Annotated in this window: 16 protein-coding genes; 8 read left to right on the top strand and 8 right to left on the bottom strand. The window is 68.5% G+C overall.

All coding sequences use genetic code 11. The features are described 5' to 3' along the window. Positions 1-138, bottom strand: a complete 138-nt coding sequence (locus ACH4TL_RS35125; RefSeq protein WP_398324514.1) for a hypothetical protein — start codon at positions 136-138, stop codon at positions 1-3. An 859-nt stretch (positions 139-997) separates the two neighbouring features. Next, positions 998-2,005 carry a hypothetical protein gene (locus ACH4TL_RS35120; RefSeq protein WP_398324510.1) on the bottom strand — a complete coding sequence of 336 codons (1,008 nt, stop codon included), beginning with the start codon at positions 2,003-2,005 and terminating at the stop codon, positions 998-1,000. 58 nt (positions 2,006-2,063) lie between these two features. On the opposite strand from ACH4TL_RS35120, the gene ACH4TL_RS35115 reads away from it, so the two are divergent. After that, on the top strand, positions 2,064-2,228 hold the full coding sequence (locus ACH4TL_RS35115) for a hypothetical protein (protein WP_398324508.1): 165 nt from the start codon (positions 2,064-2,066) through the stop codon (positions 2,226-2,228). Positions 2,229-2,398: 170 nt separating this feature from the next. Next, on the top strand, positions 2,399-3,295 hold the full coding sequence (locus ACH4TL_RS35110) for an aminoglycoside phosphotransferase family protein (protein ID WP_398324505.1): 897 nt from the start codon (positions 2,399-2,401) through the stop codon (positions 3,293-3,295). 37 nt (positions 3,296-3,332) lie between these two features. Here ACH4TL_RS35110 and ACH4TL_RS35105 read toward each other — a convergent pair whose 3' ends face one another. Beyond that, complete coding sequence (locus ACH4TL_RS35105; RefSeq protein ID WP_398324501.1) at positions 3,333-3,941, bottom strand: ankyrin repeat domain-containing protein; 609 nt, start codon at positions 3,939-3,941, stop codon at positions 3,333-3,335. Positions 3,942-4,121: 180 nt separating this feature from the next. Next, the gene (locus tag ACH4TL_RS35100) at positions 4,122-4,631 is read right to left on the bottom strand and encodes a hypothetical protein (protein ID WP_398324498.1); all 510 of its coding nucleotides are present in this window, start codon (positions 4,629-4,631) and stop codon (positions 4,122-4,124) included. 157 nt (positions 4,632-4,788) lie between these two features. Between ACH4TL_RS35100 and ACH4TL_RS35095 the strand changes: the two genes are divergently transcribed. After that, complete coding sequence (locus ACH4TL_RS35095; protein WP_398324495.1) at positions 4,789-5,538, top strand: hypothetical protein; 750 nt, start codon at positions 4,789-4,791, stop codon at positions 5,536-5,538. Here the strand turns inward: ACH4TL_RS35095 and ACH4TL_RS35090 are convergent. After that, entirely contained in the window at positions 5,516-6,157 is a 642-nt protein-coding gene (locus ACH4TL_RS35090) for a hypothetical protein (protein WP_398324490.1), read from the bottom strand. The genes ACH4TL_RS35095 and ACH4TL_RS35090 overlap by 23 nt on opposite strands. Before the next feature lie 1,189 nt (positions 6,158-7,346). Between ACH4TL_RS35090 and ACH4TL_RS35085 the strand changes: the two genes are divergently transcribed. After that, positions 7,347-7,577: a hypothetical protein gene (locus tag ACH4TL_RS35085; protein ID WP_398324486.1), complete on the top strand. Its 231-nt coding sequence runs from the start codon at positions 7,347-7,349 to the stop codon at positions 7,575-7,577. A 417-nt stretch (positions 7,578-7,994) separates the two neighbouring features. Next, entirely contained in the window at positions 7,995-8,177 is a 183-nt protein-coding gene (locus ACH4TL_RS35080; protein WP_398324482.1) for a hypothetical protein, read from the top strand. 510 nt (positions 8,178-8,687) lie between these two features. Here the strand turns inward: ACH4TL_RS35080 and ACH4TL_RS35075 are convergent. Beyond that, positions 8,688-9,380 (bottom strand): hypothetical protein, encoded by a 693-nt coding sequence (locus ACH4TL_RS35075; RefSeq protein WP_398324479.1) that lies wholly within the window; start codon positions 9,378-9,380, stop codon positions 8,688-8,690. Beyond that, entirely contained in the window at positions 9,377-10,039 is a 663-nt protein-coding gene (locus tag ACH4TL_RS35070; RefSeq protein ID WP_398324475.1) for a sigma-70 family RNA polymerase sigma factor, read from the bottom strand. The genes ACH4TL_RS35075 and ACH4TL_RS35070 overlap by 4 nt, the downstream gene beginning before the upstream one ends. A 581-nt stretch (positions 10,040-10,620) precedes the next feature. On the opposite strand from ACH4TL_RS35070, the gene ACH4TL_RS35065 reads away from it, so the two are divergent. Together ACH4TL_RS35065 and ACH4TL_RS35060 are read left to right on the top strand one after the other, a co-directional pair. Continuing rightward, positions 10,621-10,818 (top strand): sigma factor-like helix-turn-helix DNA-binding protein, encoded by a 198-nt coding sequence (locus ACH4TL_RS35065; RefSeq protein WP_398324470.1) that lies wholly within the window; start codon positions 10,621-10,623, stop codon positions 10,816-10,818. Beyond that, positions 10,802-11,524, top strand: a complete 723-nt coding sequence (locus ACH4TL_RS35060) for a hypothetical protein (RefSeq protein WP_398324467.1) — start codon at positions 10,802-10,804, stop codon at positions 11,522-11,524. The genes ACH4TL_RS35065 and ACH4TL_RS35060 overlap by 17 nt, the downstream gene beginning before the upstream one ends. Before the next feature lie 105 nt (positions 11,525-11,629). On the opposite strand, the gene ACH4TL_RS35055 is transcribed toward ACH4TL_RS35060, so the two are convergent. After that, complete coding sequence (locus ACH4TL_RS35055) at positions 11,630-12,625, bottom strand: competence protein CoiA family protein (protein ID WP_398324462.1); 996 nt, start codon at positions 12,623-12,625, stop codon at positions 11,630-11,632. A 527-nt stretch (positions 12,626-13,152) separates the two neighbouring features. Here ACH4TL_RS35055 and ACH4TL_RS35050 point away from each other — a divergent pair. Then, on the top strand, positions 13,153-13,413 hold the full coding sequence (locus tag ACH4TL_RS35050; protein ID WP_398324457.1) for a hypothetical protein: 261 nt from the start codon (positions 13,153-13,155) through the stop codon (positions 13,411-13,413). Positions 13,414-13,501: the final 88 nt, after the last annotated feature.

Below are 13,501 nucleotides of genomic sequence, written 5' to 3'. Positions count from 1 at the left end.
TCAGGACTGGGTGAAACGGCGGCGCATTTCGACGCTGACGAGCCCGGCAACGCCTACCACGGTCACAGCTTCGGGCAGATCGATCCCCAGTGCGAGGAGGGCGACCAGCGCGCCCAGCACCACGACCAGGAGGACCACGTCGATCCAGGACAGGCGGGGCGCGGGGCCGAGGGCTCGGGCCGGGAAGGAGACTGGGAGGTGCCGGGGTCTTCAGGAAGAATCAGGGACAAGCGAACTCCAGGTCCGGACGGGATTGCTGTGGACGCGCACTGGACCGGTTGCAGCCGGTGGACCAGGGCTATTTCTCACGCTACTGAGACCAACGCGCCTGTGTACGGCGTAAGTTGCGGTACTCGCACACGTGGTCAACACGCCTTGGATCCGCGACACGCGTGGCACGCTGCACAGTTGGCCGGATTGCACGGATTCGCCCGGAAGATAGGATTTCCAAGGATGTGCGGCACCGTTTCCGCAGGTCACGGCCGCAGTTACTTCGGAGGAAGAGAAGCTTGTAATTCTCCGACAGGGAGTAAATAACTGCCCGCGCTCCGCTTCTCCGAAGTTTTTCGCGGGGTGTCGCGGATGTGTCGCGAATAATCCGCTGTGATCGCGCGTTTCGGACTCACGTTTCCGCAGGTCGCAGCAGGGAGTTTTTTGTGCGGTGTAACTTCCGGCGCCCAGAGGTTGCTGTGGATCACTTTGGCGGGCGAGACTCTTATCTCGTAGGAGCGCGCACTTCAGCGCGGTCTCATCCGGGCGACGATCCGTATTGCTGTGGACGCACCCAGGGACAAACGGGGAGCTTCCGTTGCAGCGGAACCCCCACCAACTTCTCGGCATGCACCCTATGAGGTGAGCAAGGCTGAGGACAGCGGGTGGCCCGGCCAGACTGGCCGGGCCACAAGTGTGTCAGAAGCCGTACCGCAGAACCAGCACGTTCAGCGACGGAGCTCCGGAGACCGCCGGCGATCTCCGGGACTCGGCATGCTGCTGACGGTCAGGATGTGCTGGCAGGCACGGGCCGGTCGTCCAGGACGATGGTGGTGACCTCGCTGCCATCGGGCCGCGTATGCGTGGTGTCGGTGACGGCCAGCACAGTGCGCCGGTAGACCGCGCTGGCCAGTGCCCAGGTCGCCATCTCCGGATCGCCCGCAACACGGTCGTCGAGGATCTTGCGCATGGTGACCAGGACTGCCAGCAGGGACCGGCCGGACAGGAACGCCTCGATCTGTCCGTCGGCGATGTCGCTGGTGCGGTCGGGAAGACGGAAATGCGGGTGCTGGGCGGTCTGCTCGAGCACGAACGCCCAGGTGTCCCGGTGGCACACCAGCCGGGCGGAAGCGATAGCGGCCGCCGCCAGCACGCTCTGCATGTGCTGGCTGTAGTCGGCCTCCTTCCGCGCCTTCCGCTCCTCCACGGTCTCCTGCCCCGGCGGCACGACCGAGGCCTCGACAGACGGTGCGGCGGGTTCCGGAGCAGTCCTGGAGGAGAAAAGCGCCGGCACCTCTTCCTCCGGCGGGGCGGAGGGGACCTCGCCCGCGCGCTGCTGCTCGAGCGGCGCGTCCTTCGTGCCGTCACCCGCGTCGGCCGACTGCATGCCCTCGTGCACCGTTTCCTCCCCCTCGCCGCCGCCGTTGCCGTCGGCGCCGGCCTCCAGAGCCCGCTGCTCGTGATGCGTCAGCTCCGCTGTCGTCGAACTCGGCGCGGCCGCCGGGTTCGAGGCGCTGATCGTGTGCGCCCAGGCCTGCGCGATCTCCCGCCGCAGCGCCTCGACCGCGGCGCGCGTGTCCGACAGATCGCCGAGCATCTTCTCCTGGCGGCGCCGCAGCTCCCGGTTCTCCTCGCGCAATCCGGTCGTGCCGAGCTGGATGTTCTCCAGCACCTTGCGCCGCAGCTCTTCTTGATCCTGGTGGAACGCCGCCAGCCCGACGGCGGGGTCATCCAGCACCCGCCGTACCTCGCCCAGCTCATTGAGGATCTTCTCGTTGTCCTGTCTCCGCGTCATACAGCCCCCTCGCCGTCGAGCGCCACAGCCAGCCCATCTCTCCCCATGGCCCGATCGGATGACGCGGCGGTTTCCGGCCGGGCTGCGCACTGCGGCAGCCAGCGGCGATGCGCACTCCCTGCGGCAGGGCGCGCACCGCGCACGCGGCAGGGTGCGCAGCTCCTACGCGCCGCCGACGTTCCACAGCATCGCTCCGCTGCGGCTGCTGTCCCGTCTCAAATGATCTGGTCCGAAGCCGCAGCTGTGACCTGGGGCGACCAGAACGGTTGAGACACCTGGGCGGCGGAAAATTTCAGTTGATCTGGACCCTGGCGTATGAATACTGGCTGTCGTCTCAGTTGATCTCGTCCGCTCCCGGCGTTTCGAATTGGACTGGTGGAAGGGCCTGCGTGAATGACCATGCACGATGACCAGGTGGACGTGACCACCGAAATCGTTGCGACCTTGATCCAAGAACAGTTCCCTCAGTGGAGCGACGAGGCGATCCAACTCATGTCGTCGACCGGGACGGTCCACGCCATCTTCCGTATCGGGAACGACCTCTCCGCGCGTTTCCCACTGCGTCTGGCCGACGCTGCCGAGGCGCTGGCGGTTCTGGAACAGGAAGCCCAGGCGAGCGCGGAGTTGGCACAGGTGTCCCGGTTCCCCGTCCCGGAACCCGTCGCCTTGGGAAAGCCTGGAGCGGGTTACCCCATGCCGTGGTCGGTCCAGACATGGCTGTCGGGAAGGGTCGCCTTTGATGCCGACCCCAGCGGGTCAGACGCTTTTGCCGAGGACCTCGCGGCCTTCATCGCAGCTCTGCGGGACGCCGAGACACGGGGGCGGCTTTTCAGCGGCGAAAATCGTGGCGGCGTTCTCGCTCACCACGACGATTGGATGGCGAAGTGCTTTGAGGAGAGCAAGGGACTGCTCGACGTGCCCCGGCTGCGCCGGATATGGAGCCACTTTCGGGACCTGCCACGCACGGGTGCAGACGTGATGAGCCATGGTGACTTGATTCCCGGCAATGTACTGGTCGCGGAAGACCGGCTCGGCGGCGTACTCGACACCGGGGGCTTCGGCCCGGCCGACCCCGCGCTGGATCTGGTCAGTGCCTGGCACCTGTTGGAGTCGGGCCCGCGGGAAGTGCTGCGGCGGACACTGGTATGTGACGATCTGGAGTGGGAGCGCGGCAAGGCATGGGCGTTCGAACAGGCGATGGGTGTTGTCTGGTACTACGTCGAGAGCAATCCGACGATGAGCGGAATGGGGCGCCGGACACTCGACCGCATTCTGGAGTCGGTGCAGTGACGTCGCCCCGATCGTAGGCCGTGATAGAGACGGAGGTTCAGCCCTCGGCTCCGGCGGCACGCAGGGCATCGATGATGAGCGCGTACTGCTCTGCTGCCTTCGGAAAGCGCTGCGCGCGGTGGTGTGCCTCCTCCAGCGCCTTCCCCGTCGGCGTTGCGCCGCGAGCGAGCAGATGCTGCACCATCTGCACCTGTCCGAAGGCGGCCGCCCACTCCAGTGCCGTCCTGTTCTTCATCACCGCATCGATGTCCGCCCCATGATTCAAGAGCAGGTCCACAGTCTGCGGGTGCCCGTGGTCTCCGGAAGTCGCTGCCAGCACTATCGGTACGTAACCCATTCTGCCCTGAGCACAGATCGGGGCACCGCCACCTAGAAGAAGAGCCCTCACCGCCTCTGTGTGCCCGTGCATCGCTGCCTGGCACAGAGGCGTCGTCTCGTCGTACTCGCCTGTTTGCTGTTGCGGGTCCGCCCCCGCCGCGAGCAGCAGTCGGACGGTCTCGGCATGCCCCTGCCTCGCCGCGAGATCCAGTGCGGTACGCCGAGCCGCGTTCGGTGTGTCCACCCCCGCACCCTCGCTCAGCAACCGTGCCACCACAGCCGCGTCGCCATCCTTCGCGGCCCGTACCAACTGCTCCGCTTGGTCCATGTCGTGATCATGCATGACTGTCCAACTTCACTGGCAAACAGTCCAGGTTCGATGTCAGAGGACAGCTGCGCCCGGACCGCTGTCACGCTCCCCTGCCACGCCAGGTGTGACGCTGACTGTCACGCCGCGCGGCGTGACACCGTTGAGCTGCGAAAACACCGCCCAGGGGCTCATCCGACTTCATGAAGGAGAAGGGATATCAGCGTCGGGCAGGAGTACCTCGGGGTTCCCCGCGAAGTACGTCACCTGGGCGCCGGGCACCTCGCGGGAGGGCACCGGTCCGGCCAGGGAGCCGTGCTCGGCGGCGCCCATGGCGGCCAGGACTCCTGCGAGGCGTTCGGCGGCGCCGGCCGGGCCGGTGACCGCGATCCGCACTTCGTACGCGCCCTCGGGCCCGGCGCCTTCGTTCCCGCGGCGTGCTCCCCGGCTGCGCCCGGGCCGTCCCGCACCGGTGCCGTCGGCGATGCGCTGAAGGCACAGCAGGAGCCGGTCGGCGGTGCCGGGCGGCCACGGGGCGCGCAGCTCCCCGGTCGCCGGGTCCAGCTCGCCGCGCCACTGCGCGAGGCGGTCGCGTACCTGCCCCGGCCACGCCCTGCGGTGCGGGTTCCAGACTCCCGTCTCGACCTGACCGTGGGGCACGGCCGGACCGAGCTGCACGGGGCGCCCCAGAGCCGCCAGACGCTCCGTCACGGGCTTGAGGGCGTCGGCCGTCCAGGGTGATGCGCCTGCGGCCTTCCAAGGCTGCCTGGAGGGCCTTGGCGCCCTCCTCGGGCGGGATGGCCTCGGCTGGGGCGCCTTTGGTGCGGGGCCCGGCGAGCCGGACCAGGACGTCGACCAGGAGGCGGCCGTGGCCGTCGACCGCGTGGACGCGGGCGGCCAGCGGCGGCCGCCGCCGGCCGGACGGTGTCGGCTCGGCCTCCAGCACCTCGACCCACACCACCGCCAGCGCCGGATCGGCCAGCACCCCCTGCGCCCACTCGGCGAGTTCCGCGCGCCGCTCGCGCAGCTCGATCTGGAAGTCCACGACGCGCGCCAGCTTCGCGCACATCACACACAGGTACCGGCCGCGCCGCTCGGCGAGCGGCTGCTGGCAGTTGGCCCCGCAGTCCGAGCACACCCGCACCGTGGCGGTCCGGCGCCGGTCGGCGGCCGCCAACTGCCCACCGCTCGCTTTCGTCGGCACCGACTCGGCCACCGCGTACAGCTCGATGTCTATCTCACGGCCGCGGAAATCCCGGCCCGTCACCCAGCCGCGCACCGGCCCGCCCGGCTCACGCGGCAGATCCGCCCGCCCCATCTGCGACTTCGACGCCAGCGTCCACGGCACCTCACCCCACCACCGATACGCCACCGGCGACTTCGCGGAATCCCGCGGCCGCGCCGCCGCGCTGTTCCCGACCGCCGCGCTGTCATCCAGCCGCTGCTCCTGGCCGTGCTCGAGCTCGTCCACCCGGTCCACTGCACACCCGTCCCTTGTGATCGCGGGGCGACACTGCGTCACCTCTCGTGGGGTGCGACGGTAGCCCTCCATGTCTCCTTGCGCAACCATCAAAATGCCTTTGACCTGCGTGTTTTTAGTTTGCAATTCGTGTGCTGATGGTAGGTTCGGAGTCGATGCCCCGGCGGACGCCCGCCCGCCAGATCGCGCCGGCCGTCGTCACCTGGGCCGCCAGCCGCTCGTACTCGGCCAAGGCCTCGTCCTCACCCTCGGAGCGGAACCGCCGGTTGGGCAGAGCATCGGGGTACCTGTCGCGCCAGTCGCGCAACTGCCCGATCGCCTCCTCCGAGGTGTGCCAGCACGCCGACCACACCGTGTTCACCAGCACCGACGGCAGACGCACCGTCACCCCCTCAGGCCACGCCCCATCCCGGGAGCCGGGCCAGCGCCCCGGCAGCAACGCCTGCGCCGGCACCGGAGGCCACTCCCGATCCCAGCCCCGCTCCGCCAGCTCGGCCCGCACCCCCCACGCCACCAGCACGTCGAGGGTGTCCACCAGCTCACCGGTCTCGCGCAGGTGCCCCTTGAACATCTCCCACTGCGCCCGCTTCGCCGCGGCCTCCCGGCCGGACAGTCCGTCAGTACGCCATTTCGGCTCCCGCGCAAGCCTCTTCGCCCGCTCCCGCTCGGCTTTGAACAGAGGCTTGAGCCCCCTGAGGATTTCCTTGGTGCCGAACGCCACGCGGGCGGTGACGGTGATGGTGCCTGCCTCGCTCATGGCCCTCATCATCCCGCCTCCAGCTTGCAACCCGCAGACGGACAACCTGCCGGGCTTGCCGCGTTCGAGCGCGACGCCACCCTCGCCGACGAACTCGCCGGGGTCCGCAGTACAACGAAGCAATAGACGGAAACGCGAAGTCTCGCCAAGCACCCGTCCGAGGGACCGTTGCCCACGTACAGGTCTGAGGCTGTGCATGTGGCGCTTTCTTGGAGCACAGTGGTCGGGCAGCAGCCTGGGGGACTGGGGGCCTCTTTCCCCAGGTGAACAGGCCCTTCTGAGGGATTGGGGAACTGGGGGTGGGGTGTCGATCTGATGCGTCCGCTGTGCCAGCGCAGGTCACGGCTGGTGCGCATTGCGCCCGCGTCGTGTCCTGGAGACAGGCCGCGGCCGGGCGTCGGGACGCGACCAGATGCTCGGGGACGCAACGCGGCCGGGCCGGGCCGCATCGCTGCCAGGTCGGTCCCGGACGCAGGGCGAGCGAGTCCTTCTTCACCACCTCCGGAGTCCGGCAGGCCCTGGAAGCGCGCGCGTGACGTGCGCACTCAAGGCGGTGAAGTCCGGCGCTTTTGCCGGGTGATCGGCCACCGCAGTGCCCCAAGCTGTGACGCCGGCGCCCGCCTGACCCGTGCGAGGGCACGCACGCGCGCGTAACCGCGCGACACGCGTTGGCGGCCGCCAGAAGGGAGGGGCCGGCCAACGTCGTCCCGCCAGCCACGTCACCGAGCAGCTACAGCCGCCCCTGCGCGTGCACGTGAGCTGGAACCCGGACTCAGCTCTAGGCCAAAACCGCCAATCAGTCATCCCGGCACGAAATGGCGTTTCCGGAGACGCGTTTCCTTACATTTCGACCCAAGCAAGGTACGTGTCGTTCGTCACAGGGCTTACGCCGCCGAGCCAGAGCAGCGTTTCCGCTCCCCCGACAGCATTTCCGTGACCGACAACGCGGCTGCGGCCAGCACGATCACGTTCCCGCGAGCGCAGCGGGGGCGACGACGTTGCCTCAGAAGGCGCTGCCATTTCCGTTCACCGTTGCCGTTTCCGTAGCCATGAAACGGCAACGGAAACGCTAAACCCCCAGCTCGGATGGGGTTTAGTAGGTGGAGATGCACGACAGGGCCGCCCTTGCCCGGCAGCCCCGTCGAGTCCGCGCATCGAGCATCCACTCACCTTCACGCGGAGGACCATCATGACCCTGCACACGCTCACCAGCACCAGCGACCCTGACCAGGGCGAGGCCATCGCCAGCATCCAGCGCCCCTCAACGGCCCTGGCGCGCTGGACCGTCCTGGGGCTCGCTGTCGCTGCCCAGACCGCGGGCGTCATCCCGCCTCGCACGCCGTCGCAGATGGCAGGGGCCGGAATCGCCGCAGGTGTGCTCACCGGTTTCGTCTCCGGGTGCGTACGCCGTAACCGCTGACACCCCGGCAGTCGGCACTGGGACGCGCGCCACGCGCGCGAAGACCGACACCCAGGATGTCCACTCCCTAGCAAGGCCAGAAGGGAAAGGCGCCCGGGGCTGGGATCCGTCGCCCGGCTCGGCCGCTCGGGACAACCTTCCAGGTACTGGCCTGACGGCAGGCAGGCCAGCCAAGAGTTCGGCGTGCCGGTCGACGTGGTCCGCCCCTACCTCGTCATGACTCTGTGGCCGTGATCACGTTCGACGGTAAATGCCCTGACCAGGACATATTTGCGGGGCTAACCCCGCCGCGCTCCATCCTGGCTCCGCTCTGCCCGGGCCCCCTGTTCCGCCATAGGGCCCGGGAGTTCACACGCTCCACCGCCATGTCCCGCATGCGAGACATGCATGCCCTGAATCCTGAAGGAATCCACCGCTATGTCAACGCTTGCCCTGCTGGTCATCCTGCTGCTGGTCGTGGTCGGCCTCCTGGCCGTGGGCGCTCTCGCCTACGCCGTGTACCGACGCCCAGTGCTCACCCAGCCGCTGATGGTCGCTCTGGCCGGAGCCGCGGTTCTGGTCGCCGTGGTCACCGCCATGGTCACCGTCGGCACTCCGTGAGTGCCCGTCCGGCGACGCCGCAGGGGCCTCGAGCCGGTGGGGCCCCCACGGCCCAGGGGATGCTGTGGGGAAGTAGTCGGCGCGGCCGGGAAGCTGCTAGAGCGCGTTGTCCGAGGCCAGCGCCTCGCGGCAGCGCCCCCAGTGCCCGGGCCGGTCCGACCAGAGACGCGAACCTCTCACGCTCGGCTCACCGGCGCCTCTTGGCGCACGCAATCCCTTGCAACATCCCTTGCACTATCCGGTACACCCCTTCCCCGAAATCGGTCCTGTTCACGCAGGTCAGGCCCGTGGCCAACGCGCCGACTTCCCTCCTACGCCGCCTTGCTGAAGGGGAGAAGGGCGGAGCGGCTACCCCCGGCCCCGGCCCGGACGAACAGAGCCCGAATCAAGGATTGGGCCCTTCGATCCCTAGCCGGTCAAGGCGAGCAGCCCGGCCAGGTCACGGCGCAGCGTCCGCAGACGCCATCGGTTGGTCCCGTTACCGGCCTGTAGAAGAAGCAGACCCTCCCCTCATCCGGTAGGGACGGGCAGAACGTAAGAGTGGTCCCCCTCGTCGGCGAACAGCATCTGCACCAGGGACTTCGCGGCTGTCAGGAGATCGGTAAGCCGATTGAGGCGGCCTTGTGTGACCTGCACGTCCGTTCGGGCCCCGTTGCGGAAGAAGGGAGAGAGCCTCCTCTGCATCTCCCGCAGTTCGTGGCGAACCATGTGAATGCTGCTGACAGCGGTCTCTTCGCTCATGTTCCGTTCCTGGACTCCCATCACGAGGGCAGCCAGCCATGTGGCGGCGTTCTCGACCCGGCCGGGCACCAGCGGCTCGTCCTCCGACAGGCAGTTCAGCCAGCGCCGGAGCCCGTCAAGGTCGTGGGAGATCTGGTCCAGGAGGTCCAGGATCCGGTTGACCAGATCGTTTGTCTCCACCGTGCCCGGCCAGCGCACCACTCGCGTCGCTGGTCCCTCCAAGCGGACCTCGTACTGGCAGGTGTCTTCCACCGGGATACCAGCGAAGTCGGTCACGGTTCCGTCCGGGCTGATAGTCCAGCTCGGTGGCTGACGGTCTCCGCGTTCCGGCGTGGTCACCAGCGTAAAGAGCGCGGCGCGACCAGCATCGAGGTCGAGGCCATCGTTCACGGCGGTCAGGACGGCGTCGTCCGCGGTCTGGAGCAGGGCGTCGAGCGCGGCGTCGCTGTCGAAATGGGTCATCGTCCGCCTCCGTCGGTCGCGTTGAGCAGGATCTCCTTGAGCCGGGCTCGACCGCGGCTGAGGTTCTTCCGTACAGCTTCCTGAGTCATGTCGAGCACCGCGCCGATCTCTTTGGCCGGGAAGCCGTCCAGGTGCCAGGCAAGAACCGCCCGCCGCTGGTGTGGAAGAGCGCCGAATGCCGCGTAGACCCGAACCTCTTCTTCCTTGAGCTCTACCGAGCGCACCGGGCAGATGCCACCAGGCAGGTCCGGAAAATCGTGGGTGAGATCTTCGCGGCGGGCGGGCTGGCGCCAGTACATGCGGATGGCCACCAGCCGAAGCCAGGAAGCCGGATACTCGATGATCTCCCACCTCACGAATGCCTCAGCGAACGCGGCCTGGGCTGCCTCCGCCGCTTCGTGGCTGTTGGCACCCTGCCGCATCAGGTGCCGGACCAGCTTGGCCATGTGCTGTTCGTAGAACTGGGCGAATTCCACCCGGTTGACACTGCCACGCTCTTGGGGCTGAGCCGCCGGTATGCACGGCTCTGGCGCAGACTCGGCGCAGTCTTGGCTGACCGTGTACCAGTGGAAGGGGTTCAGCTCAAGCTCTACGGTTTCCAGATGGATCTCGAAGTCAGCTATGGGCTTCTGCACCCGTTGGACCCCAAAGTCAGCCATGGGCTTTTCCGCCCCCCGCCGTGCCGACCTCGATGCGCACTTCCGCGCCGGCACGACGCTCGGTGACCACACTGCCTGGTGGCAGGACCCTGACTCGGTCGCTGGCCCCCTGCTGCACCAGGCGGGCGAGCTGAACCTGCGTACGACTGCGGATCCACTGGTACAGCAGCCGGGCGCTCAGCAGTGTGCCCAGCCCCGCTATTCCGATCAGTGTTTCTGGCAACCCATCCCCCTCGATGTCTCATGCATGGCGTCCGGTGCGCCCCGTCATTAAGGAAGTGCATCGAGGGGCGGCAACCGTGACATCGCGCCGAACGTGATGCGCGTCTCGTTGGCCGCAGCGCCCGATGGCCGGGGTAGGGGAGTCTGTGGGGATTCCGCCCCACGGCTTTACCGAAGGCCATTGACCGGCACTCGTTCATAACGGCCGGAGCCACGCAGGCTGTAGCGCCCGCCCGACGTCTTCGCCCAGCTCGTGCGGGCCGTCATCGAACGCCGTGACACAGCCGTACACGGAGCTGTTCTTCGGCAGGAAGCACCTGAGCAGGAGCGGTCCAGGGGGCTGACCGCTCCTGTAAAGGATGGCGGCTATTTCGTCGGCCAGCCAGCACGATGTCATCGTGCTGCGCTACTGCCTGGGCCACACCATCACCGAGACCGCCGACATCCTCGGCATCACCGAGCCCGGAGTCCGCTCCACCGCCCGCTACGCCAAGCGCCGTCTGAAGGAAGCTCTCGGCCTGGACAAGGAAGGAAGCGCCGATGACCACACCAATTGACCGCGCGCTGGCCAAGGCCCGCCTGCAGCCACGACGCCCCTACACCGACGGGGAGATGGCTGCTGCCAAACGCCGTCTCGCCGCCCGCCTGGCCGACCGCGTATGGCGTGGCTGCCTCTCCTTCGACGACCGGATGGAACAGCTCCGACACGCCCTCCCGCGGCAACCGCAGCTTCACACCCCGCGGCCTGGCGGGCCGCAGCCCCCGTCCCGGGCAGCCCGGGATCTGCGCATCCTGTGCCGGACCCTGGTCAGCCGCGACGATGCCCTCCACCAGCTCCAGGCCTTCGTCTCCCGCCGCCTCCTGGACTCCGCCGGCGCCCTGATCCTCGGCTGCGTCCTCCAGCTGGCCACTCGCGAAGACAGCGCCCGCTTCTGGTGGCATTTCGCCGCCGGCGCGGGCGACACCCGCGCCGCCTACTGCCTCGCCCTCCACCACCGAGCTCTCGGCGAGACGCGGGAAGCCGAGTGGTGGCAACACCAAGCCACACCCAGCGAAGACGCCGACCGGGACGACATCCTCAACGTCATCCAGATGCTCGGCGCACTCCAGCAACACGAAGGCAGCGAGCCCGTCGACCTTCCCGCCACGACCACCGCGGTCATCGACTACGTCCCCGACGCCTTGGACTTCGTCGACGAAGTCGACCTCCCCTTACCCGAACTCGACTTCCGCGCCCACATCGAAGAACTCAGCCACGCCTGATCGGGCGCCATCGTCGATACGGCACCCCTGGGGCCCTCGTCTCATGTCGAGCGGGCCCCCCAGGAAAGGGAAACCCAGGTCGGCCGATCCGACCGCGCATGCTCATCAGCACAGAACATGCCGACCCGCCCTCGCCAGCTGCGGAGCCAGAGGCCGCTTGCACACCTCGCACCGCAGCCCGCCCGCCGGTACAGGAGGCAGCAGTGGCGGCTTCGGATGCTGCGCGGCCTGCGCCCGCCGCTGCGCCGCGGCCCGCACCTGACGGGCGTATCGAGCCTCGCTCTCCCTCCACGTAGCTGCCTCTTCCCGCGCCGACTGCTGGGACTTCCGCAGCTTGTCCCGCAGGCCCTCGGGCAGCACCGCACCGCTTGGGCCCACGCCGAGCTCGCCGAGCGACATCGCCTGCCGCTCCAAGCCGTCCAGCGCACACGGCGGATGGTGCAGCCCAAACACCGCCAGATCCTCCGCCTCCCACCAACGACGCCCCCGCGCGTGCGCCCGGCCGAACGCCGTCCACACCGCCCCCTTCGACGCCACGTAGAACCACACCGGCAGACCCTCATCGAGCACCACATGCGGGAACTGCACACCTGGCCGCCAGAACCACACATCAACGATCCCCGCCCGCTCATAGTCGCGATGCCGGGCCCGCCACGCGTCATCGGTCATCAGCAACCGCTGCGCCTCCAGCGCCAGGCGCGTGCCGTCCTCCAGACGTACCGCGACGTCCGCGCGGCGGTCCTGGTCCGGCGTCCACTGCTCCAGGCGTACCGCGGCGACACCCGAGCGAGTGCGCGCCCACCGGGCCAGCGCATGCTTGGTAGTGATGTGCCAGACCGTCTCGGGGTGGTGGCCGCCAAGCGGTGCCTGCCCAGGTGGGTGGGCGAAGTGCAGCCGCACCTTCCCGCCCAGACGGCCACGGGTCAGCAGCGGTACTCGTGTCCCTCTCGGCGCTTCGAACCCGTGGAAGCAGTAGAAGCACACCAACTGCTCCAGGCCGCCGTACCCCCGCCGTCTCCAGTGCTCCGGCGTCTCCTCATCGACGTGCACCTCGCGCCGGGCTTCCAGGTCGAAGCCCACCACCAGTAAGTCGTTCTGCATCCGCTTCCCCTCCCCGACGAGCCATCCGATGAGCTGTCGGCTCGCCCCTTGCGGCCTTCGGCGCAACCGTTGAGGCCGCGGTTTCAGCCCGCTGACCAGCTACCCTGCTGGCCGCTCTCGGACGCATGGAGCGCCCGCGACGTGTGGAAGGGTGTCGGCCATCTGATGCACTACGAGGGCGATTCCCGGGTGCTGGCCGCTGTGCTGGGTGTGCGGCGCCGGACTGTAGAGCGACATGCGCGAGGGAGTGTTCTGCCGCCCTGCCGCGCCTTGCGTGAGCGGCTGCGGGAGATGACGCTCGATCGACTCTGCCCCCTGCGCGTCGCGGCCGCAGCCGAGCGGAGCACTCGGGGCGGCCGGAAACGCTCCCGAGGGGAACCGGAGTGAAAGGCATGGAGCCAGCGTCGGCGGCGTGTGCCGCGCGCTCACGGGCGGAGTCTCCCGAATCCCCCATAACCGCCACCAAATCCACGACAGGATGGTGGGCCGCGGCACGGTCGCCGTCCCTTTTCAGCTGAGGAGCTGCGATGTTCGACACCACCCGACTCTCCGACGGCCTACCCGTCCTGGAGGAGGCGATCCAGCACTCCGAGGTGCAGGCGCTGTCGGGGCCGCAGCGCGAGGCGGCTGCCCGATCGCTGGTCGCACGCCAGCGTCGTGAACAACTCGGCGACCGCCGCACCTGGGACGTCGGGGACGCCCCCACCGAGACCGACTGCGTCCTCGCCGTCATCGACCAGTCCGGTGGCCTGTGGCGGTCCACCCCGGACAACGACGTCTGGCGCTAGGTGTGCTGTTCGGGGAGGTTGGTGACGCGGCTGGCTGGGGTGTGGCCGCTGATTCCGGTGTGGGGTCGGTGGTAGTTGTACCAGTCCA

Source organism: Streptomyces sp. NPDC021115 (assembly GCF_044333065.1).
In the GTDB taxonomy this organism is placed as follows: Bacteria; Actinomycetota; Actinomycetes; order Streptomycetales; family Streptomycetaceae; genus Streptomyces.
Note: the sequence above shows the minus strand (reverse complement) of the source record. Positions and strands in the feature narration are given on the sequence as shown.